Below are 19,820 nucleotides of genomic sequence, written 5' to 3' on the forward strand. Positions count from 1 at the left end.
AGATCCCTTCGTGTGCCGACGAGTTACATGCGCTACCCGGCCCGGCTGCCGTGCTGCACCCTGGGGAATGCCGTCCGGCCGCCGGGTCGGGGTGGCGCATATCTACCTGACACCTCCCGGCGTGTGGCACACCATCTGGCGCACCCTGGCGAACCCTGGCGAATAGTCGCACCGCATCTGACGCGGGGTTACTGTCAACTCAGCCGAGAACCTGGGGGCTTGATGTGAACAGCGAACCCAACACCCGCCTGCAAGACCTGTTCGGCCTGGCCGGCTGGTCGAAGGGCGAACTGGCGAGACTGGTGAACCGGCAGGCGGCGGCCATGGGCCACCCCCAGCTGGCGACCGACACCTCGCGGGTGCGGCGCTGGATCGACATGGGAGAGATCCCGCGCGATCCCGTACCGCGCGTCCTGGCGGCGCTGTTCACCGAGCGACTCGGCCGTGTCGTGACCATCGAGGACCTCGGTCTGGTCCGGCACGGGCGTGCGGGAAAGCGGCAGCGAAAAGGGGAGCTGGACAACCCCGAAGGTCTGCCGTGGGCGCCCGAGCGGACTGCTGCGGTCCTCACCGAATTCACGGGAATGGACCTCATGCTCAACCGACGCGGCTTGGTGGGCGCGGGCGCCGCGCTCGCCGCAGGATCAGCACTCACGGGCGCCATGCACGACTGGCTGCACACCGATCCGGCCCTCTCCGCAGATGCTCCCCGCTTCGAAGACCCCCTGCACGCCGACCCCGCTGGGTACGACCGCTATGAGGCCGCCCCCATCGGGTCGCAGGAGATCGAAGAGCTGGAGCGTTCCGTGGAGGTCTTCCGCGCCTGGGACGCGGCCCGCGGAGGCGGGCTGCAGCGCAAGGCAGTGGTGGGCCAGCTCAATGAGGTGGGAGGCATGCTCTCCTACCACCACCCCGACCATCTCCAGCGCCGCCTGTGGGGCGTCGCTGCCAACCTCGCCGTACTCGCGGGCTGGATGTCCCACGACGTCGGCCTCGAACCCACGGCTCAGAAGTACTTCGTCATCGCCGCGCACGCCGCACGCGAGGGCGGCGACCGGCCACGCGCCGGCGAAGCCCTCTCCCGGGCGGCCCGGCAAATGGTGCACCTCGGCCGCCCGGACGACGCGCTCGACCTGATGAAGCTCGCCAAGTCCGGCTCGGGGGACGAGGTCCTGCCCCGCACCCAGGCCATGCTGCACACCATCGAGGCCTGGGCGCAGGCCTCCATGGGCAAGGGCCAGGCCATGCGCCGCACCCTCGGCGAGGCGGAGGACCTCTTCGTGTCGGACAAGGGCGATGTGCCGCCGCCCAGTTGGATGCAGATGTTCGACGAGGCCGATATGCACGGCATGCAGGCCCTGGCCTACCGCACCCTCGCCGAGCACGACCCGTCGGCGTCGGGCACCGCGCAGCGGCACGCCAAGGAGGCACTCCAGCTGCGCGAGGGCGGCCGTCAGCGCTCAAAGATCTTCGACTACATCTCGCTTGCCTCGGCCTGCTTCATCGCCGACGACCCCGAACAGGCCGACCGCTACGCCCGCCTGGCCCTGGTGTCCATGGGCGAGACCTCCTCGCACCGCACCTGGGACCGGCTGCGTGAGATGTACCGGCTCACCGGCCAGTACTCCGGCTATCCGAAGATCCAGGACCTCCGCGAAGAGATCCAGCTCGCCCTGCCGAAGGCCCCCGCCAGGTCGAAGGGAGGCGGCCTCAAGGCGTGAGCCGGGCTGTACGTGACTGCTGAGCCTTCACGTACAGCCTTTTCGCGCGCGCTTTTACGCTTTACGTCGCCGTCTCGTACCTGTACCTGCGGGCCGCCCCGCCCTACTGCGTCCCGATCCTGGCGATCAGTACGCACGCGTCGTCAGCGCGCTCGGTCTGTCCGAACGCCTCGACGACCGTGCGGACGCAGTCCTGGGCGCCGCGTGCCCCGGCGAACCGGGGGGCGAGGTCGAGCAGCTGTTCCGTGGCGCTCTCGCCGTCGCGTCCCGGTACCAGGCCGTCGGTGTGCAGGACGAGCAAGTCGCCTGGTTCCAGGTGTACTTCGGCCTGTTCGTAAGAGGCGCCCGAGGTGGCGCCGAGGAGCACGCCGTCCGGGGGCGAGAGCGCCCGGCCCGTCCCGCCGCGGAACAGCAGCGGGGCGGGGTGGCCGGCCTGGGCCCAGGTGAGGGTGTGGGTGGACGGGTTGTAACGGCAGCACACCGCGCTGCCCAGGGCGGGCTGCACCGAGGTGTCGAGGAGTTGGTTCAGCCAGCCGAGCAGCGGGCCCGGCTGGGCGCCCGCGACGGCCATGCCGCGGAGCGCGCCGAGCAGCATCGCCATACCCGAGGTGACGGTGACGCCGTGCCCCGTCAAGTCGCCGACGCTGAGCAGCGATTCGCCGCCCGGCAGCTCGAGCGCGTCGTACCAGTCGCCGCCGATCAGGGCGCTGGAGGAGGACGGCAGATAGTGCGCGGCCAGGTCCAGGGCGTCGGGGCCGCCGTGCGGAAAGCGCAGGGAGCCGCGCCAGGGCGGCAGTACGGCCTCCTGCAGCTCGACCGCGAGCCGGTGCTCCGTCTCGGCGATATGGCGCTGGCGCTGCAGCGAGTCACGGTGTTCGCGCACCGCGAGCTGGCTGCGGCGCAGTTCGCTCACATCGCGCAGCACCGCCCACATCGAGGCGGTGGAGCCGTCGGCGTCGAGTACGGGCTCGCCCATCATGTGCACGGTGCGCACACCGCCGTCGGGGCGCACGATGCGGAACTCGCCGTCGATGGGCCTGCCGTCGATGAGGCAGTCCGTCACCATCGTGGTGAGTAAAGACTGGTCCTCTTCGTGGACGAGGGCGGGCAGTTCGTCCAGGGTCAGCGGCTGCTTGGCCGGGTCCCATCCGAATATCTGGTAGAGCTCACCGGACCAGGTCACTTCGTCGGTGAGGAGATTCCATTCGGCGCTGCCGACCCGGCTGAGCAGGGAGCCGCGCGGGTGCTCGGCGGCCACCGCGGCGGACGGGGACGCGGGCTGCGGCTCGTCGATGACGAGGGCGTCGTCGAGAGGTTCGGGCGGCAGGCCCTCGCGCAGCTGCCCCAAGTGCTCGTCCAGGTCGTCGAGTTGACGCGTGGCGAGTTCGTACAGGGCGCGCTGCCAGCGGCCTTGGGGGTCGTCGTCGTCGAGGACGGCCTCGCGGCGTACGGCGTCCACTCCACCGCGCAGCTGGCGCGTCTGGGAGATGAGCGCGTCGACCGTACCCCGCTCGGGCGGCTGGGCTGCGGGGCGGTCCGCAAAGAGATGGGACGGCATGACGTACTCCGATGCAGGCGCGGTACGACCAAGACTGACGGAAGGACCGGTTATGACTGTCGCACAGGGAGCCGTGCCCCGTAAGGGATTTGGCAACACACGATCCGGTGGTGCTTGAGGCATATGCCATGGTCCTTGATCGCGGGATGTCCCGATACGCGCGCTATGGCGGGCGTTCAGGGGCGTGATCAGGTGTCGCGAACCTTTCGGAACGGAACCGGAGTTGACGCCTCCGATCGGCCCTTGCCCCGGACATGGGGGCCATGGTCAACCGCGCGCACCGTAGCGGAGGTAGACCATACCGCCGCCGAAAGGGCGCTCGTCCAGGAGTTCCAGAGGCAGCCGGATGCCGTCGGGCCAGACGCGTTTGCCGCCGCCGACGACGACCGGGGCGACGAAGAGGTGGCACTCGTCCACGAGTCCGGCCGCGAACGCATGGGTGGCGAGATCGGGGCCGCTCACGGAGAGCTCGGCGGTGGCCGAGTCCTTGAGTTCCCGCACCGTTTCGGGGTCGAAATCGTGCTCGATGCGCGTTCTGGCCGTGGAGACCGTCGACAGCGTCCGTGAGTAGACGACCTTCTCGGCGGCCTGCCACAGGCGGGCGAACTCCCGCATCACCGGGCGCCGGCCGGGGCTGTCGTGAGCGCTCTCCCAGGCGGCCATCACCTCGTACATCCGCCGCCCGTACAGATACGTTCCGACCGGCCGCTCCAGGCCGTTGATGAACGCATGCGTCTCGTCGTCGGGCACGGCCCAGTCGAAGGCGCCGCTCGCGTCCTCGACGAAGCCGTCGAGCGACGCGATCACCGAGTAGATCAGCTTGGCCATGGGCCCTCCGATCGCTGCTGTGGCCCTGACCCATCACTGTGTCGGCAAGGGAGCGGGCTGCGCCAGTCCGCCCGGCCGCTGCCCGGCTCCGCGGCCCTGTGATAGCACTGCTGGCATGAAGGACAAGCCCGTCGAACGCCCCGGCTATCACCATGGTTCGCTGCCTGAGGCCCTCACCGCTGCGGCGCTCGAGCTCCTGGACGAGGAGGGCGTCGAGCGGGTCACGGTACGCGAGGTGGCGCGCCGGGCGGGGGTGTCGCCGGGGGCGCCCTTCCGGCACTTCGCCGACCGGCAGGCGCTGCTGACGGCGGTCGCCGACCGGATCCTGGCGGACTACGAGCGGTGGCAGCTCGCCGAGGTCACGGCCGCCCAGGGGCCTGCCATGCGCGCCTTCGGCCTCGGCTTCGTGCGGTACGCGATCCGGCATCCGCGCCGCTTCGAGCTCATCAGGTCACGGGTGTTCACCCCGTCCCAGCCCAGCGAACTGCGTGGCCGTCTCGCCGGTATCGAGGAGGCCTTCACCGGGATGATCGTCGCCGACCAGGAGTCCGGCAAGCTGCGGCCGGGCGACCCGGTGCTGATCGGTCTGGCCGGGCAGGCCCTGGTGTACGGACTCTCGCAGATGATCGTCGACGGCTATCTGCCCGCGGACCGGGCCGAGGAGCTGGCCGAGCGGGTCCTGGACACGTTCGGTCTTGGCGTCGCCAACCTCCCCTGAGGGCAGCTGAACGCTCCGCGGGATGTCCGGTATGACACCTGCGGGTGCGTCGTGGCTGGTCGCGCAGTTCCCCGCGCCCCTTGGGGGCACGACGAACCGCACCGGACTTCCTCCCATCCGCTTGGCAGCCCCAACCTCGGCTTACCGCGGGTTACTTGGGGCCCCGTCAGGCCTTGACCGGTGCCCTCCCCCTTGATGTAATCGCCGCTTACATTGCTGATGGCGGCAGCAGCGAAGGAGAACCGGATGGACACAGCCCGCATCCCGCGTATCCCGCGCTTCCCCGAAGCGGCGGCCCGCGGATCGGTGGAGATACGCACCAACCCTGAGACCGCGTACGGCACCGTCAGCGATCCGCTCGTGATGGCAGGGCTCGCCGAGGAGACCTACCGGGCGCGCTGGCTCGGCGGCGTCGCGACGTCCGTGCCGGGCGCGCGCTTTCGCGGCTACAACCGGCACGGGGTGCGCCGCTGGGTCACCACCTGCCGCATCACCGACGTCGAGCCGGGGCGGCGCTTCGCCTACGAGGTGACCGCGTCCCCGCTGCGGATCCCGATCTCGCGCTGGCAGTACGACATCGAGCCCGCGGCGGACGGCGGCTGCACCGTCACCGAGACCAACTGGCTGCGGGTGCCCCTGTGGTTCATTCCGGCGGCCGTGCTGATCACCGGTGTCCTCAACCGGCCCGGGGTCAACCGCAGCCACATCAACACGACCCTGCAACGCCTCAAGTCCCGGCTTGAAGGGGCCTCCGCGCGGCCCGAGCCCACCGAAGCCAACTGACCTGGAGGCACGATGTCCCCCGGCCGAACACCGGATACACCACCGCCGCCGCCGAAGGCGATGTCGTGGCCCTGCTGATCGGGATGCGCGTCAACCGCTTCTGGGCGGTGCACCACTGGATGCCGGTGTTCTACGCGATGCTGCGGATGCTCAGCGAACTCAAGCGGCAGCGCGGCCGCGGACTGCTCAGCCACATCCTGCTCACCGCGTCGGCGCGCACGTACCACGTGGTCCAGCACTGGGAGTCCAAGGAGCAGCTCTACGGCTACGCGTCGGCGCCCGACGGCTTCCTCCACACCGTGTGGGGCATCGCCAACCGCAAGCAGCGGGCGGGCAAGCTGCGCGGGCACGTGGGCCTCTGGCACGAGACGTACATCGTGCCGGAGGGCTCGTACGAGTCGGTCTACTTCGACATGCCGCCCTTCGGGCTCGCGGCCGCAGCCGGCGCCCTGCCCTTGGAGCGCCGCGGCCGCACGGCGGTGGCCCGCCTCGCGCACCGGTCCGCGGCCAAGGGGTGAGCGGTCCTCCGGCGCCGGGTCACAGCGGCAGGACGCACACCGCCATGGGGGACTTGAACGCCTCGCCCGCGGGCCGCAGTTCACCGCTCTCGGCCGCCACGTGGAAGGCGGTGACGGTGCCGGACTTCTGGTTCGCCGCGAACAGCAGGCCGCCGTCGGGGGAGGAAGCGAGCTGGCGCGGGAAGTCACCGCCCACGGGGACCGTGTCCAGGAGGCGGAGGCGGGCGCCGTCGTCCTCGACGGCGTAGCGGGTCAGGCTGTTGTGGCCGCGGTTGGCGAGGTAGGCGAAGGCGCCGTCGGCGGTCACCAGGAGCTGGGCCGGGTAGCTGGTGCCGGGGCCCGTGCCGGTCTCCTGCGGTGTGCCGGGGGTCAGGCGCCCGCTCGCGGGGTCGTAGGCGCAGACGGTGACGGTGTTGTCGAGCTCGTCGGCCAGATACGCGAACCGGCCCGAGGGGTGGAAGGTGAGATGACGCGGCCCGGCGCCGGGGCGCAGCGTCGCGTACGAGACCCGCTCAAGGGTGCCCGCCGTGGTGTCCAGGCGGTACGTGTAGACCGTGTCCGTACCCAGATCCACGGCCAGCACATGGCCGCCGTCCGGGCTGGTGAGGAACTGATGGGCGTGCGGCCCCTGTTGGTCGGGGCCGGGCGCCGGCTCGCTGTGGGTGACAAGCGCGGTGCGCTCGCCCAGTTCGCCGGAGGGCGCGATGGGGTGCACGGCCACGCTGCCGGAGAGGTAGTTGGCGCTCAGCAGCCAGCGGCCCCCGGGGTGCACGGACAGATGGCAGGGGCCACCGCCGCCGGTGTCGCGCCGGCCGAGCACTTCGCCAGGGCCGTCGGGGGAGAGGCGGATCGCGGTGACACCGCCCTTTTCCTGCTCGTTGACGGCGTACACGGTGTCGCCCGAGGGGTGCACGGCGAGGTAGGACGGGTCGTCGACCCCGGTGAGGGTGGAGCCCGCGGTGATCCGTCCGCTGCCCGGGTCGTAGGTGGCGAACGCGATGCCCGTGCCGCCGCCCGCTTGTGAGGTGTAGGTGCCGATGAACAGGGGGCGGGCGGCGCGCTTCTTGTGCGTTCCGCCGGGCAGCGGCCGGGCGTCCCCCGCCGTGTAAGGCCCGCGGGGTGCGGGGCTCGCGGCGGGCAGGGTGGCGAGCGCGGCCGCGGTGGTCAGGGCGCCGAGGAAGCGGCGCCTGCCGAGACCGGCCGCCGGGCGGCCCGGTCCGTCGTGGGGGCGGGAGGCGTGGGGGGAGTTCGAGACGGAGCGATCCATGGGGCCACAGTGACGGGTGTGACCGGCGCCCACAAGGTGGGCGCACGCGCCCGGTGTCAGCGGTCGGCCTCCTGGACGTCCCCGACCGTCGAGGACCTGATCGGGTCGCGGTGGGCGAAGTCGCCCGGCGGGATGCCCGGGTGGTGGCCCTCGCGCGGCGGCGGCGCGGAGGCTCCGGCGGCGGGCGCCGGGTCGAGGGAGAGGCGGGAGACGATGCGGTAGCGGTCGCCGCGGTACAGCGAGTGCACATACTCCACCGGCCTGCCGTCGGTGTCGGTGGTCAGGCGCTCGAAGAGCAGCGCGGGCGACAGCTCCGGCACGTCGAGCAGATCCGCCTCGGCCCGGGTCACGACGGTGGGCTCGATGGCCTGCACCGCCTCATGCACCCGCACCGCGTGCCGCTCCCGCAGATGCTCGTACAGATCGCCGCCCTCCAGCTCCTCCGCCGTCAGACCGGGCACCAGGGCGGCGGGTATGTGCAGATGCTCGATGGCCATCGGGGCGCCGTCGACCAGACGCAGGCGCGCGACGTAGACGATGCCGGCCGCGGGGGAAAGGCGCAGCTTGCGGCCGACCCGGGCGCCCGCGGGCACGGTGGTGAACTCGAGGAGCCGGCTGGTCCAGGCGCCGGTGGCCTGGGGGACGCTCATGGTGTGCTGCTGCGAGACCAGCTCCTGGGTGATCTTGGCAGGGGCGACGAACATGCCGCGGCCGTGTTCGCGTACGAGCAGACCGGACGCCACGAGTTCGTCGACGGCGGCGCGCAACGTGGGCCGTGAGACGCCGAGTTGAGCGCACAGGCTGCGTTCGGAGGGGATCGGGTCACCGGCGCCCCGGGACTCGATGAGCTCCAGGATGACCTCGCGCACCCGCTCCCGCTTGAGAACCGCCCCCGGTGCTTCTGTGTCCATGTGCCGCCCTCTCCCCGCCCGGTGCCGTCGGTGCGCTGCTGTTGACCAGTGTGCCATGTCAGGTCCCCAACTGGGCTGCTGGTCAAGGGGAGTTTAACCACTGGTACGGAGGGATGGGAGCGCGTGATCGCTTCCGCTCCGCCTCAAAAGGCGTGTGTGCGCGGGTACTTGACGACCTCATTGGTCTATGCCACTTTCTTCCCTCGCCAACAGGTGAGCTATCCAGTTGGCTTAACTGGTCAAGTAGAGGTCAGGTCTGATCCCATAGAGGTGCACCGTGAATCTCCGCCTGCTCGCCGCTCCCACCGCCCTCCTGGCGCTCGTCGCGCTCGGTGCCTGCGGCGCCCCGGACTCCGCCGACGGCTCCGGCGGTGCCACCACCCTCGACGTATGGCTGATGCGTGACAGCGTCTCGGCCGCCTTCCAGAAGGAGTTCACCGCCGGCTTCGAGCGTGCGCACCCCGATATCGATGTGAAGATCCAGATCCAGGAGTGGGACGGCATCGGCCAGAAGGTCACCGCCGCCCTCGCCGGTGAGGACGCCCCCGATGTGATCGAGGCGGGCAATACGCAGGTAGCCCAGTACGCACAGAGCGGCGGCCTGGCCGACCTCAGCGACAAGGTCGCCGAACTCGGCGGCGAGGACTGGCTCGACGGCCTCGCCGAGCCCGGGGCGTACGAGGGCAAGCAGTACGGCATCCCCTACTACGCGGCGAACCGCGTCGTCATCTACCGCACCGACCTGTTCAAGAAGGCAGGCGTCGACGCACAGGACATCAGGACCCGCGAGCAGTGGATCGCCGCCACGAAGAAGCTCAACCGGGGCGACATCCAGGGGATATATCTGCCGGGCCAGATGTGGTACGCCCTGGCCGGGTTCATCTGGGACGAGGGCGGCGACCTCGCCACCGAGTCCGGCGGCACCTGGACCGGCGCCCTGGACACCCCCGAGGCCCTGCGCGGCATGGAGTTCTACCGACGGCTCCAGGACCTCGGCAAGGGCCCCAAGGACTCCGACGAGGACGACCCGCCGCAGGCCGACGTGATGGCCGCGGGCAAGGTCGCCCAGGTCATCGCCACCCCCGGCGGCGCCGGAGTCATCGCCGAGGCCAACCCCGCCCTCAAGGGCAAGCTCGGCTTCTTCCCCATCCCCGGCAAGAGCGCCGGGCAGCCCGGAGCGGTCTTCACCGGCGGCTCCGACCTGATCGTGCCCGCGGCGTCGGGCAAGCAGGACGCCGCGTACACCTTCATCAAGGAACTGACCGGCGACCGCTGGCAGAAGAAGCTCGCCGCCGCCATGAGCTACGTACCCAACAAGACCACCCTCGCCGACGCCGTCGCCGACGACCCCGGCGCCGCCGCCATGGCCGTCGGCGCCACCAAGAACGGCCACGCCACGCCCAACACCCCCGGCTGGGCCGCGGTCGAGGCGGAGAACCCGGTCAAGGACTACATGACCGCCGTCCTCACCGGCGGCGACCCGCGCACCGAGGCCCGCACGGCGTCGGCCGCCATCACCCGGGCGATGAAGGGCAGTTCATGACCGCCAGGGAACTCCTCCCTCGGCCCACCGCCCGGACCCGGCCCGTCGCCACCGGCCGCGGACCGGGCCCACGGGCCGGACGGCGCCGCGACCCCTGGCCCTATCTGCTCATCGCCCCCGCCGTCCTCGGCACCCTCTACCTCCTGGTCTATCCGCTCGTGCGGGCACTGGTGATCTCCTTCCAGGAGTTCGGCCTGCGCCAACTCATCCTCGGTGACGCCGAGTTCGTCGGGCTCGCCAACTACCGGGCCCTGCTCGGCGATCCCCGTTTCTGGGAGGTGGTGCGCCGCACCTTCCTGTTCATGGCCGTCAACGTCGCGCTCATCGTCGTCATCGCGACCCTGGTGGCGCTGATGACCGAGCGCCTCGGACGCCGCTTCCGTATCGCGGTCCTCAGCTCCCTGGTCCTCGCCTGGGCGATGCCCGTGGTGGCGGCGACCACGGTGTTCCAGTGGCTGTTCCACTCGGAGTTCGGCATCGTCAACCAGACCCTCACAGGCCTGGGATGGCAGTCCTTCGAGCGCTACGCCTGGTTCGCGAACGGCCCCGCGTCCTTCGCGATCCTGGTGCTCCTCATCGTGTGGCAGTCCGTGCCGTTCGCCGCGATCACGCTGTACTCGGCGCTGACGACCGTCCCCGGCGAGCTGTACGAATCGGCGCGGCTCGACGGCGCGGGCGCCGGGCGGATCTTCCGCTCCGTCACCTTTCCGATCGTGCGCCCCGTCTTCCTGCTCGTCGTCTCGCTCGAAGTGATCTGGACGTTCAAGGCGTTCGTGCAGATCTGGGTGATGACCAGGGGCGGCCCCGGCGACGCCACCACGATCCTGCCGGTCTACGCCGTGCAGACCGCGCTGTCCGCCCAGCGCTACGACCTCGGCACCGCCACCTCCATGGTCACCGTCGTACTGATGTCCGTGGTCCTGATCGTCTACTTCCGCCAACTCCTCCGACAGGAGGCGGAACAGTGACCCGCGGCCGTACCCGTACGCAGATCCGGCGGTTTCCCCTGCACGCGGCCGCCGCCGCGACCGTCCTGCTCTGTCTCTTCCCCGTCTACTGGATGGTGGCCACCGCCTTCAAACCCACCCGTGAGATCCAGTCGGCGAGCCTCCAACTCCTGCCCGCCCACTGGACCCTCGACCACTTCCGGCGCGCCGTCGGCGCCGACGGTTTCGCGCTGTTCTGGCGCAACAGCCTCCTGGTCACCCTCAGCGCCGTACTGCTCTCCCTGCTCGTCGCGCTCGGCGCCGCCTTCGCGGTGGCCCGGCTTCGCTGGAAGGGGCGGCGGGCGTTCCTGCTCATGGTCTTCCTCGCCCAGATGGCGCCCTGGGAGTCACTGATCATCCCCGTCTACATCATCTCCAGGGACACCGGCATGCTGGACCGCCTCCCCACCCTCACCCTGGTCTACTTCATGATCACGCTGCCGTTCACGGTGGTGGTGCTGCGCGGCTTCCTGGCCGCGATCCCGCCCGAACTCGAAGAGGCCGCCCAGGTCGACGGCTGCACCCGGGCCGGCGCCTTTCGCCGGGTGGCCTTCCCGCTGCTCGCCCCGGGCCTGATGGCGACCTCCCTGTTCGGTTACATCACGGCCTGGAACGAGTTCGCCTACGCCAACTTCCTGATCATCAAACAGCAGGACAGCCGCACGCTGCCCGTGTGGCTGTCGTCCTTCCAGAACACCTTCGGCACCGACTGGGGCGCCACCATGGCCGCCTCCACGCTCTTCGCGCTGCCGGCCCTGGTGGTCTTCCTGCTGCTCCAGCGCCATGTCACCGCCGGCTTCGCGGCCGGCGCCGTCAAAGGCTGACGGCCACGGGCCGAGTGACGGCCACGGGCCGAGTCACGACCACGGGCCGAGTGACGACCACCGGCCGACACGAAGGAGGCTGCTTTGCCCGCACCGCCGCACCTCGTGCCACGCCCCGCCCGACTCGCCCCGCTCCCCGGCCACTTCACGCTCGACCACGGCACCACGGTGCGCGCGGACCCCGGCGCGCAGGCCGCCCTCGACCTGCTGCGCACCCTGCTCGCCCCCGCCACCGGGCTGCCCTTGACCCCCGCCGAGACCGGCGATGTGGTCCTCGCCCTCGACCCCCGGCTCGTGGGTGCTGGTGGGCCCGGAGACGAGGGCTACGACCTGAGCGTCACCCCGTACCGCATCCTCCTGCGCGCCCGCCGCCCCGCCGGACTCCTGCACGGCGTCCAGACCCTGCGCCAGCTCCTGCCCGTCGAGGCCCTGTTGGGCACTCCGCAGCGCCGCGACACCTGGCCGCTGCCGTGTGCGGAGATCACCGACGGGCCCCGGCACCCCTGGCGCGGCGCCATGCTGGACGTCGCCCGGCACTTCCAGCCGGCCGCGTATCTGCGCCGGTACGTCGATCTCCTGGCGCTGCACAAACTCAACGTGCTGCATCTGCATCTCACCGACGACCAGGGCTGGCGCATGCCCGTGCCCGCCTACCCGCGCCTGATCGAGATCGGCTCGCGCCGGCCGCGCTCCATGGCCGGGCCCGCGGGCAGCACCACCTACGACCCGACGCCGCACGAGGGCAGTTACTCCCGCGCCGAGCTGACCGGCCTGGTCGCCTACGCCGCGGAACGGGGCGTCACCGTCGTCCCCGAGACAGAGCTGCCCGGCCACACCCGGGCCGCACTCGCCGCCTACCCCGAGCTCGGCAACGACCCGGGTGCCCGGCTCGGCGTGTGGACGGACTGGGGTGTGTGCGAGAACGTCCTCGGCGTTCACGACCGCGCCCTCGCCTTCTGCCGCGACGTCCTCGACGAGGTCATGGATGTCTTCCCCTCCCGGCATGTCCATATCGGCGGCGACGAGTGCCCCACCACCGAGTGGGCCCGCACCCCCACGGCGTACGACCGCATCCGGGCGGAGGGGCTCGACGGCCCCGGCGCGCTGCGGGCCTGGTTCCTGACCCGGGCAGGGCGGCACCTGAGGGAACACGGCCGTACGCCCACGGCCTGGGCCGAGACCGGGGCCGAACTGCCGCCCTGGTTCACGGTGATGACCTGGCGCGACCCGGCCCACGCGCGCACGGCGGCCCGCCGCGGTCACGCCGTGATCACCGGCGACCACCGGGCCACCTATTTCGACTACGCCCAGTCCACGGAGCCGAGCGAGCCGCCCGCACAGCCCGGCGCCGTCGTCGGTCTGCGCGCGGTGCACGGCCACGACCCGGCGCCACCGCACTGGGACCCCCAGGAGCGCGCCCGGGTGATCGGCGCCCAGGGAAACGTGTGGACGGAGTTCGTCACCGACCCCAGCCACATCGAGTACCTCTCCTTCCCGCGTCTGTGTGCCCTTGCCGACCGCACCTGGACCGGGCCCAGTGACTGGGGCGACGACTTCCTGCCCCGGCTGCGCGCCCACGGCGCACGGCTCGACGCCCTCGGCGTGCCCCACCGCCCCCTCGACGCCGAGGCCCCCACAGAGGAACGCACCCCCACAAAGGAGAAGACACCATGACCGCAACCCACCGCGCCGCCGCACGGAGGCTGCGCACCGCCGTATCCGTCGTGGCGGCCACCGGGCTCGTCGTGACCGGCCTGGCCGCGAGCGCCGACGCCGCGCCCGCGCCCGCACCGAACGCCGCGGGCGAGACGCTCTTCGACGACTTCGCCTACACCTCCCACACCGACCCGCAGATAGCCGCCCACGGCTGGACCGTGCGCGGCAACGCGGGCGGCCCCGGTGTGCCGGGCGCCACCTGGGCGCCGGAGAACATCACGTTCACCAAGGACGGCGACAACTCCCTGATGAACCTGGAGACATCGACCGCGGGCACCGCCGCGTCGACGAAGCAGACCGAACTCCTCACCAAATCCATGAAGTTCAAGAACGGCACCTACGCGGCCCGCGTGCAGTTCACCGACGGCCCGCGGTCCGGGCCCGACGGCGACCGTGTGGTGCAGACGTTCTTCGCCCTCAACGACCTGACGGCCCCGATGGCCGACGACTACTCCGAGTACGACTTCGAGTACCTCCCGAACGGAGGCTGGGGCGAGCCCGCCAACATCCTCTACACCACCTCATGGGAGACCTACCGTCCCGACCCGTGGGAGGCGGTCAACCAGCACACCGAGTCGCGTACGAGCTTCGCGGGCTGGCACGACCTGGTCTTCACGATCGACGCGACGAGCATCAAGTACTACGTCGACGGGCAGCTGTTCGGCACCCATGACGCGAAGTACCTGCCCGAGCGGCCCATGGGCATCTACTTCAACCAGTGGCTGATCGACCTCAACGGCCAGCCGAGCACCGAGCCGCGCTCGTACGACCAGCAGGTGGACTATGTCCTGCACGTCAAGGACCAGGTCCTCAGCCCCGCCGACGTCCAGGCGAAGGTGGCCGGCTACCGGGCCGCGGGCACGGCCTTCGAGGACTCCGTCGGCTGAGACTCCGCGTTCTGCGTCTCCGCGGCCTGAGCCCGGCGTGCGCCGGGTGCGCCGGGCGGGTCCTCGTGCGGGCCCGCCCGGTGCGCCGCGACCCCGCTGAGGCCGGGCGCCACGCCGGGACGCAGGACCAGGTCCTCGTCGTAGTCGCCGCCCTGCTCGTAGCGGTAGGCGAGGGGCTCCTCCTGCTCCAGGGTGCGCAGCCGCTCGCGCAGCGCCTTGGCGGTGAGGCGGGTGCCCTCCTCGGTCATCCGGTCGGCGCCGTACACGACAAAGGGCGCGAGCGGGGCCATACCGGTGTACCAGAACGTGCCGTGCAGGAGCGGGAAGAGCACCTCGTCGATGTGCCCGTGGATGCCGCGCGGCCCGAACGACGACTCGCGCGCGCCCACCGAGGTGACGATCAGCGCCCGCTTCCCGGCGAGCCCGCCGTCGCCGTAGCGCCGTGTCGCGCCCGCCTCGTCCTTGACGCCGAACGCGAAGCCCTGGACCAGGACGCGGTCGAACCAGCCCTTGAGGATCGCGGGCGGCCCGAACCACCACAGCGGGAACTGGAAGACGACCACGTCGGCGCGGGCCAGCTTCGCCTGCTCGGCACGGATGTCGGCGCTCAACCGGCTGCTGCTGTACGCCTGTTCCTGCGCGTCCCCGACGAACAGCCGCTCCTCGCTCGCGCCCTGGGAGTCCTGTCCTTCGAAGTCCTCGCGGTCGACCACGGCCTTCCAGCCCATGGTGTACAGGTCGGACACCTCGTGCTCGTGCCCGAGCTCGTCGAGTTCCGTCAGCCCCTCGGTGAGCAACGAGGCGTTCAGGGAGCGCTGTTCGGGGTGGGCGAAGATCCAGAGAATGTTCATGTCCTCGATCCTGCGGGACCGCCGCGGCGGCAACCACTGGCCAGATGGACAGGTAACGCAAGTATCTGGCCAAGGGGGCGGGCGGGGGGGGCGGAGATGGCCATGTGTGCGCGGTGGAGGTGGGGAAAACCCCAGGTCCACGTGGCGGACGTCCCCATGGTGCGGCGCCGACGCAGCCCGCACCGTGGAGTCCATGACCAAAGGACTCCTCCTGGCCCTTGTGGCCGCTGCCGGACTCGCCGCCCCCACCGGGCTCACCGCGCCCCGGCCCTCACCGCCGGAGGTGTGGCGCATGGACGGCTACGGCACGGTGCTGGTGCGCGACGCCGACCGGCTGCAGGAGTACCAGGTCACCCAAGTCGGCTGTCTGAAGGGGATGGTGGCGCACCGCACCGGCGGGCAGGGCGGGGCGGTGCGCTACCGCGGCGACGACGGCGAGGCCTTCACGCTGCGCGTCTCCGCCGACCCGGCCCGCGCCTCGCTGCAGGTGGACGGCTCGACCGGCCACCGTTCGCTGCGGCGCGCCGGGCGGCTGCCCGCGGCCTGCACGCGATCGGAACCCACCGGGCCGGTGGCGGCCTTCGATGTCTTCTGGCAGACGTTCCAGGACAACTACCCGTTCTTCCGCGCGAAGGGCGTCGACTGGGCCGCGCAGCGCGAGCGCCACCGGCCGCGGATCGACGCCTCGACGACCGAGGACGAACTCTTCTCCGTGTTCAAGGAGATGCTCAGTCCGCTGCACGACGCGCATGTGGCCGTACTCGGCGGGCGGCCTTCGCGTACGTTCACCCAGGTGCGGCCCGGCACGCAGGCTCCGAGCGAGGCCCTGGACCGGCGCGTCAAGACGTATGTCGAAGGCCGTGACCTCGGCGGCCGTGAGCTGCGGGACTTCGCCCGGGGACGGATCGCGTACGCCGATCTCCCGCACGGCCGGGGTTACTTGCGGATCTCCGGCTTCAGCGGCTACACGAAGAGCGGAACCTTCGCCGCGGACAGCGCGGAGCTCGACCGGGCCCTGGACGAGATCCTCACGCCCGCCCGCACCGCACGCCTGCGCGGCCTCATCGTGGATCTGCGGATCAACGGCGGCGGCTCGGACGCCCTCGGGCTGCGGCTCGCCGCCCGCCTCACGGACCGCCCCCACCTCGCCTACGCCAAGCGCGCCCGCAACGACCCCGCGGACCCGACCCGCTTCACGGTGCCGCAGCGCCTGTACGTCCACCCCGCGGCCGCACCGCGCTACACCGGACCGGTCGCGCTCCTCACCGGGGGATCCACGGTCAGCGCCGGCGAGACGTTCACACAGGCGCTCATGGACCGGCCCGGCCGCACGGTGCGGATCGGCCGGTCCACGCAGGGCGTCTTCTCGGACACGCTGTCACGCCGCCTGCCGAACGGCTGGCGGATCCTGCTGCCCAACGAGGAGTTCAGCACCCGCACCGGCGAGACCTTCGACGGCCGTGGCATCCCGCCCCACCTGCCGGAACCGGTCTTCACCGACGAGGAGTTCAGCCGGCACCGCGACTCGGCCTTCGACCGTGCGGTGCGGGTGCTGAGCGGAACGCCACGGAGCTCCTGACCGGAGCGCCCTAGTGGGCGGGCACCCGAGTAGCCGAGCGCCCGAGCAGCCGGGCACCCGAGGTCCGTACCCCTCACACCGTCGGTTCTCTCCTGCGTGCCGTGGTCAGATGGCGCAGCAGGGACAGCAGGCGGACGAGGAGGCCGGGGCCGTGTGCCCGCATACGGGTTCCCGCGCGGCGCCGGGAGCGGCGCCGCGCGGCCGTGGCGGCCTGCGGGACGGCCGAGGGGGCGGCCTCCCGGACCGCGGCGGTGTCAGGGGCGGAGGGTTGCGGGAGTCGTGGGCGAGCGGGCTCGGGCGTGGCCGTCCGGCGCTGGAGGGGCTGGGTCTGGGCGCGTACGTACGCTTCGATCGCGCGCTGAGGGTCGATGGGCATGGCAAGGCACCTTCGCTGCCGTACTGAGTGGGGGGTCCGGAAGCGCCGGCCCGAGAGGGGCGGGGCGCCGGTCCGGTCAGCAGCGCAGGGCCGTGTGGCGGGCGCGGGCGGCGGCGCAGTCGGGTGCGGGAGCGGGCGTTATGGACGGGTGCCCCGGCCACGGCGGACGAGGGTGCGAGGCGCGCGTGGCGGGCCGGAGCAACAGCGCCGTGTACGTGGTGCGGACGTGCACGGTGCGGGCCGGGCGCAGGGTGCGCCGGGGTGCTCCCGAGGCGGGGGCCGGTTCGCCTTCGCACTCCGGCGCCAGTGTGGTGGCGCTCTCGGCGGCGGGCTCGGCGACCGGCGCGGACGCGGCGGGCTCCGCGCCGCCCAGGACGAGCAGCAGGGCGACCCACGCCGAAGCGGCCGCGCGTGCTGCGTGCCGCGAGACGGCACGCGATCGTCCTGTCATGTACCTACGGTAATTTCGGTGTCACCCTTCGCACATTCCATCGTGCGGGTGAGATCTGCCCAACATCCGTGGCGCCAGGGGTGATTGGGGTTCATGGGGTGGGTGGGGCGACGCATCCACGGCCAAGAAGGGACGAAAGTCCCTACTGTCGCCGAGGGCTAAAGTCCCTATAGCGGCTTAGAGTGCAAAACGCACATAACGTCCCCGGGGTGGGGCGTTGACCGTCGTATGCCGAGTGCCGCACGCCGTATGGGGCACGCCGTATGGGGAGCCGTTTGATGGGATACCGCCCGAGCCGTCGTACCGCCCGTGTCCTGCTGGGGAGCGGCGTCGTGCTGGTCCTCGCCGCGACCAACGCCCCGGCGGTCTACGACTTCGCGTCGACGCAGTATCACGCGTACGAGATCGACCAGCCGGAGTACAAACAGGAGCACGGCCACTGGAGGACGGTCGACGTCCCCGAGCAGTACCGCATCAACACCATCCACGCGGCTCTCCTGCACACCGGCAAGGTGCTGCTCATCGCGGGCTCCGGCAACAACGCCAAGATGTTCGACGCCAAGACCTTCCGCACGGTCCTGTGGGACCCCGTGAAGAACACCTTCGAGAACGTCTCCACGCCCAACGACCTGTTCTGTGCCGGGCACACCCAACTCCCGGACGGAAACCTGCTGGTGGCAGGCGGTACGCAGCGTTACGAAACCCTCAAGGGCGATGTGCAGAAGGCCGGCGGCCTCATGATCGTCTACAACGAGAACCCGGACGAGCCCAAGACCCTCCCCAAGGGCACCCGTTTCACCGGCCAGGAGAGCGACAAGACCTTCGCCTCGCAGAGCAGCGTGCTCGTACCGCGCGCGAAGAAGAAGATCGACCCCGTCACCGGCAAGGCCAAGGTCACCGCCAGCAGTGCCCGCGTCTATGTGGAGGCCCTCGAAAAGGGCGAGGAGCACCAGACCGGCGCCCAGGACCAGTACGACATCTCCGGCCTCAAGGGCGAGGAGAAGCAGAACATCTACGGCATCGCCCAGAAGCTGTCCTTCGACAAGAAGGACTTCCAAGGGATCAAGGACACCTACGAGTTCGACCCGGTCGCCGAGCGGTACATCAAGGTCGACCCGATGGGCGAGGCGCGCTGGTATCCGACGCTGACCACCCTGGAGGACGGCAAGGTCCTGTCCGTGTCGGGCCTCGACGAGATCGGACAGGTCGTCCCGGGCAAGAACGAGATCTACGACCCGAAGACCAAGAAGTGGCGCTACCTGCCCAAGTCCCGTTTCTTTCCCACCTACCCGGCCCTGTTCCTGGCCTCGGACGGCCGGCTGTTCTACACCGGCTCCAACGCCGGGTACGGCCCGGACGACCAGGGCCGCGAGCCCGGCCTGTGGGACCTGGACAGCAACGAGTTCACCGAGGTGCCCGGCATGAGCGACCCGGACGTCCTGGAGACCTCCATGTCCGTGCTGCTGCCGCCCGCGCAGCGGCAGAAGTACCTGGTGCTCGGCGGCGGCGGGGTCGGCGAGTCCGAGAAGTCCACCGACCGCACCCGCCTGGCCGATCTGAAAGCGAAGTCGCCCCGCTTCACCGAAGGACCCTCGCTGTACGCCAAGGCCCGCTATCCCACGAGCGTGATCCTGCCCGACGACAAGGTGCTCACCACCAACGGCTCCGGTGACTACCGCGGCAAGGGCGCCACCAACGTCCTCAAGGCCGCGCTCTACGACCCCGAGCGCAATGCCTTCGACGAGGCGGCCGACCCGCTCGTGGGCCGCAACTACCACTCCGGCGGGCTGCTCCTGCCCGACGGGCGTGTGATGACCTTCGGCTCCGACTCCCTCTTCGCCGACAAGGCCAACTCGAAGCTGTCCACCTTCGAGCAGCGCATCGAGATCTACACGCCGCCCTATCTCCACAAGGGCGGCGAGCGCCCCGAGCTGCGCTCGCCGGACGGCGGGCGCAACAGCGTCAAGCTGGGCGGTTCGCTCAGCTACCGCAGCAAGAACGCCGCGTCCATCAAGAAGATGCGGCTGATGCGCCCCGGCGCCTTCACGCATGTCACCAACGTCGAACAGCGCTCGATCGCCCTGGACTTCACACGCACATCCGACGGCGTGAAGGTCACGCTCCCGAAGAGCCCCGCCCTCGCGCCGCCCGGCTGGTACATGGTCATGGCCGTCGACGACCGCGGTGTGCCGTCTGAGGCGGCGTGGGTGCACATCCCGGTCGACGACTCGGCTCCCACCCACACCACGACCGCCGACGACCCGCCTCCGGCCAAGGCCCCGGCGCCCGCCGCCGACTGAGCT

The 19,820-nt window shown here is 71.0% G+C and carries 17 protein-coding genes and 1 pseudogene; 11 read left to right on the plus strand and 7 right to left on the minus strand.

Annotation, left to right across the window (positions count from 1 at the left end):
• The first annotated feature begins 224 nt into the window (after positions 1 to 224).
• Positions 225 to 1,721: a DNA-binding protein NsdB gene (locus ACFQVC_RS06190; RefSeq protein WP_381827368.1), complete on the plus strand. Its 1,497-nt coding sequence runs from the start codon at positions 225 to 227 to the stop codon at positions 1,719 to 1,721.
• 103 nt (positions 1,722 to 1,824) lie between these two features.
• On the opposite strand, the gene ACFQVC_RS06195 is transcribed toward ACFQVC_RS06190, so the two are convergent.
• Both ACFQVC_RS06195 and ACFQVC_RS06200 read right to left on the minus strand, forming a co-directional pair.
• Positions 1,825 to 3,279: a PP2C family protein-serine/threonine phosphatase gene (locus tag ACFQVC_RS06195; protein ID WP_381827370.1), complete on the minus strand. Its 1,455-nt coding sequence runs from the start codon at positions 3,277 to 3,279 to the stop codon at positions 1,825 to 1,827.
• A gap of 267 nt (positions 3,280 to 3,546) precedes the next feature.
• Positions 3,547 to 4,107 carry a dihydrofolate reductase family protein gene (locus ACFQVC_RS06200; RefSeq protein ID WP_381827372.1) on the minus strand — a complete coding sequence of 187 codons (561 nt, stop codon included), beginning with the start codon at positions 4,105 to 4,107 and terminating at the stop codon, positions 3,547 to 3,549.
• A 115-nt stretch (positions 4,108 to 4,222) separates the two neighbouring features.
• Between ACFQVC_RS06200 and ACFQVC_RS06205 the strand changes: the two genes are divergently transcribed.
• The 3 genes from ACFQVC_RS06205 to ACFQVC_RS06215 all read left to right on the plus strand — a co-directional run bounded on the left by ACFQVC_RS06205 (position 4,223) and on the right by ACFQVC_RS06215 (position 6,126).
• Positions 4,223 to 4,825 carry a TetR/AcrR family transcriptional regulator gene (locus tag ACFQVC_RS06205; RefSeq protein ID WP_381827374.1) on the plus strand — a complete coding sequence of 201 codons (603 nt, stop codon included), beginning with the start codon at positions 4,223 to 4,225 and terminating at the stop codon, positions 4,823 to 4,825.
• 246 nt (positions 4,826 to 5,071) lie between these two features.
• The gene (locus tag ACFQVC_RS06210) at positions 5,072 to 5,608 is read left to right on the plus strand and encodes an SRPBCC family protein (RefSeq protein ID WP_381827376.1); all 537 of its coding nucleotides are present in this window, start codon (positions 5,072 to 5,074) and stop codon (positions 5,606 to 5,608) included.
• 65 nt (positions 5,609 to 5,673) lie between these two features.
• Positions 5,674 to 6,126 carry a monooxygenase family protein gene (locus tag ACFQVC_RS06215; protein ID WP_381827378.1) on the plus strand — a complete coding sequence of 151 codons (453 nt, stop codon included), beginning with the start codon at positions 5,674 to 5,676 and terminating at the stop codon, positions 6,124 to 6,126.
• A 19-nt stretch (positions 6,127 to 6,145) separates the two neighbouring features.
• Here ACFQVC_RS06215 and ACFQVC_RS06220 read toward each other — a convergent pair whose 3' ends face one another.
• Entirely contained in the window at positions 6,146 to 7,393 is a 1,248-nt protein-coding gene (locus ACFQVC_RS06220; RefSeq protein ID WP_381827380.1) for a lactonase family protein, read from the minus strand.
• Between the two features lie 56 nt (positions 7,394 to 7,449).
• Positions 7,450 to 8,304, minus strand: coding sequence for a GntR family transcriptional regulator (locus ACFQVC_RS06225; protein ID WP_381827381.1), 855 nt, complete (start codon positions 8,302 to 8,304; stop codon positions 7,450 to 7,452).
• Between the two features lie 277 nt (positions 8,305 to 8,581).
• Between ACFQVC_RS06225 and ACFQVC_RS06230 the strand changes: the two genes are divergently transcribed.
• The 5 genes and pseudogenes from ACFQVC_RS06230 to ACFQVC_RS06250 all read left to right on the plus strand — a co-directional run.
• Positions 8,582 to 9,847 carry an extracellular solute-binding protein gene (locus ACFQVC_RS06230; RefSeq protein WP_381827383.1) on the plus strand — a complete coding sequence of 422 codons (1,266 nt, stop codon included), beginning with the start codon at positions 8,582 to 8,584 and terminating at the stop codon, positions 9,845 to 9,847.
• Complete coding sequence (locus tag ACFQVC_RS06235; protein WP_381827385.1) at positions 9,844 to 10,815, plus strand: carbohydrate ABC transporter permease; 972 nt, start codon at positions 9,844 to 9,846, stop codon at positions 10,813 to 10,815. Before ACFQVC_RS06230 ends, ACFQVC_RS06235 begins: the two co-directional genes overlap by 4 nt.
• On the plus strand, positions 10,812 to 11,657 hold the full coding sequence (locus ACFQVC_RS06240; RefSeq protein WP_381827387.1) for a carbohydrate ABC transporter permease: 846 nt from the start codon (positions 10,812 to 10,814) through the stop codon (positions 11,655 to 11,657). Before ACFQVC_RS06235 ends, ACFQVC_RS06240 begins: the two co-directional genes overlap by 4 nt.
• 84 nt (positions 11,658 to 11,741) lie before the next feature.
• Positions 11,742 to 13,331 (plus strand): beta-N-acetylhexosaminidase, encoded by a 1,590-nt coding sequence (locus tag ACFQVC_RS06245; RefSeq protein ID WP_381827389.1) that lies wholly within the window; start codon positions 11,742 to 11,744, stop codon positions 13,329 to 13,331.
• A gap of 116 nt (positions 13,332 to 13,447) precedes the next feature.
• Positions 13,448 to 14,260: pseudogene (locus ACFQVC_RS06250) on the plus strand (glycoside hydrolase family 16 protein); the annotation flags it as partial.
• On the opposite strand, the gene ACFQVC_RS06255 reads toward ACFQVC_RS06250, so the two are convergent.
• Complete coding sequence (locus ACFQVC_RS06255; RefSeq protein WP_381827391.1) at positions 14,218 to 15,111, minus strand: NAD(P)H-dependent oxidoreductase; 894 nt, start codon at positions 15,109 to 15,111, stop codon at positions 14,218 to 14,220. The pseudogene ACFQVC_RS06250 and the gene ACFQVC_RS06255 overlap by 43 nt on opposite strands.
• Positions 15,112 to 15,304: 193 nt before the next feature.
• Here ACFQVC_RS06255 and ACFQVC_RS06260 point away from each other — a divergent pair, with 193 nt between their 5' ends.
• Positions 15,305 to 16,690 carry a S41 family peptidase gene (locus ACFQVC_RS06260; RefSeq protein WP_381827393.1) on the plus strand — a complete coding sequence of 462 codons (1,386 nt, stop codon included), beginning with the start codon at positions 15,305 to 15,307 and terminating at the stop codon, positions 16,688 to 16,690.
• Between the two features lie 73 nt (positions 16,691 to 16,763).
• On the opposite strand, the gene ACFQVC_RS06265 is transcribed toward ACFQVC_RS06260, so the two are convergent.
• Positions 16,764 to 17,066: a hypothetical protein gene (locus ACFQVC_RS06265; protein WP_381827395.1), complete on the minus strand. Its 303-nt coding sequence runs from the start codon at positions 17,064 to 17,066 to the stop codon at positions 16,764 to 16,766.
• Between the two features lie 76 nt (positions 17,067 to 17,142).
• Positions 17,143 to 17,517 carry a hypothetical protein gene (locus ACFQVC_RS06270; protein ID WP_381827397.1) on the minus strand — a complete coding sequence of 125 codons (375 nt, stop codon included), beginning with the start codon at positions 17,515 to 17,517 and terminating at the stop codon, positions 17,143 to 17,145.
• 278 nt (positions 17,518 to 17,795) lie between these two features.
• Between ACFQVC_RS06270 and glxA the strand changes: the two genes are divergently transcribed.
• Positions 17,796 to 19,817 (plus strand): radical copper oxidase GlxA, encoded by a 2,022-nt coding sequence (gene glxA / locus ACFQVC_RS06275; protein WP_381827399.1) that lies wholly within the window; start codon positions 17,796 to 17,798, stop codon positions 19,815 to 19,817.
• Positions 19,818 to 19,820: the final 3 nt, after the last annotated feature.

Source organism: Streptomyces monticola (assembly GCF_042665355.1).
Taxonomy (GTDB): Bacteria; Actinomycetota; Actinomycetes; order Streptomycetales; family Streptomycetaceae; genus Streptomyces; species Streptomyces monticola.

What these genes read in the sequence shown, in the direction of transcription:
- ACFQVC_RS06210 (WP_381827376.1), top strand. Translation starts at nt 5,072, where the DNA reads ATGGACACAGCCCGCATCCCGCGTATCCCGCGCTTCCCCGAAGCGGCG.
- ACFQVC_RS06200 (WP_381827372.1), bottom strand. Translation starts at nt 4,107, where the DNA reads ATGGCCAAGCTGATCTACTCGGTGATCGCGTCGCTCGACGGCTTCGTC.
- ACFQVC_RS06220 (WP_381827380.1), bottom strand. Translation starts at nt 7,393, where the DNA reads ATGGATCGCTCCGTCTCGAACTCCCCCCACGCCTCCCGCCCCCACGAC.
- ACFQVC_RS06205 (WP_381827374.1), top strand. Translation starts at nt 4,223, where the DNA reads ATGAAGGACAAGCCCGTCGAACGCCCCGGCTATCACCATGGTTCGCTG.
- ACFQVC_RS06265 (WP_381827395.1), bottom strand. Translation starts at nt 17,066, where the DNA reads ATGCCCATCGACCCTCAGCGCGCGATCGAAGCGTACGTACGCGCCCAG.
- ACFQVC_RS06270 (WP_381827397.1), bottom strand. Translation starts at nt 17,517, where the DNA reads ATGACAGGACGATCGCGTGCCGTCTCGCGGCACGCAGCACGCGCGGCC.
- glxA (WP_381827399.1), top strand. Translation starts at nt 17,796, where the DNA reads ATGGGATACCGCCCGAGCCGTCGTACCGCCCGTGTCCTGCTGGGGAGC.
- ACFQVC_RS06225 (WP_381827381.1), bottom strand. Translation starts at nt 8,304, where the DNA reads ATGGACACAGAAGCACCGGGGGCGGTTCTCAAGCGGGAGCGGGTGCGC.
- ACFQVC_RS06195 (WP_381827370.1), bottom strand. Translation starts at nt 3,279, where the DNA reads ATGCCGTCCCATCTCTTTGCGGACCGCCCCGCAGCCCAGCCGCCCGAG.
- ACFQVC_RS06255 (WP_381827391.1), bottom strand. Translation starts at nt 15,111, where the DNA reads ATGAACATTCTCTGGATCTTCGCCCACCCCGAACAGCGCTCCCTGAAC.
- ACFQVC_RS06260 (WP_381827393.1), top strand. Translation starts at nt 15,305, where the DNA reads ATGACCAAAGGACTCCTCCTGGCCCTTGTGGCCGCTGCCGGACTCGCC.
- ACFQVC_RS06235 (WP_381827385.1), top strand. Translation starts at nt 9,844, where the DNA reads ATGACCGCCAGGGAACTCCTCCCTCGGCCCACCGCCCGGACCCGGCCC.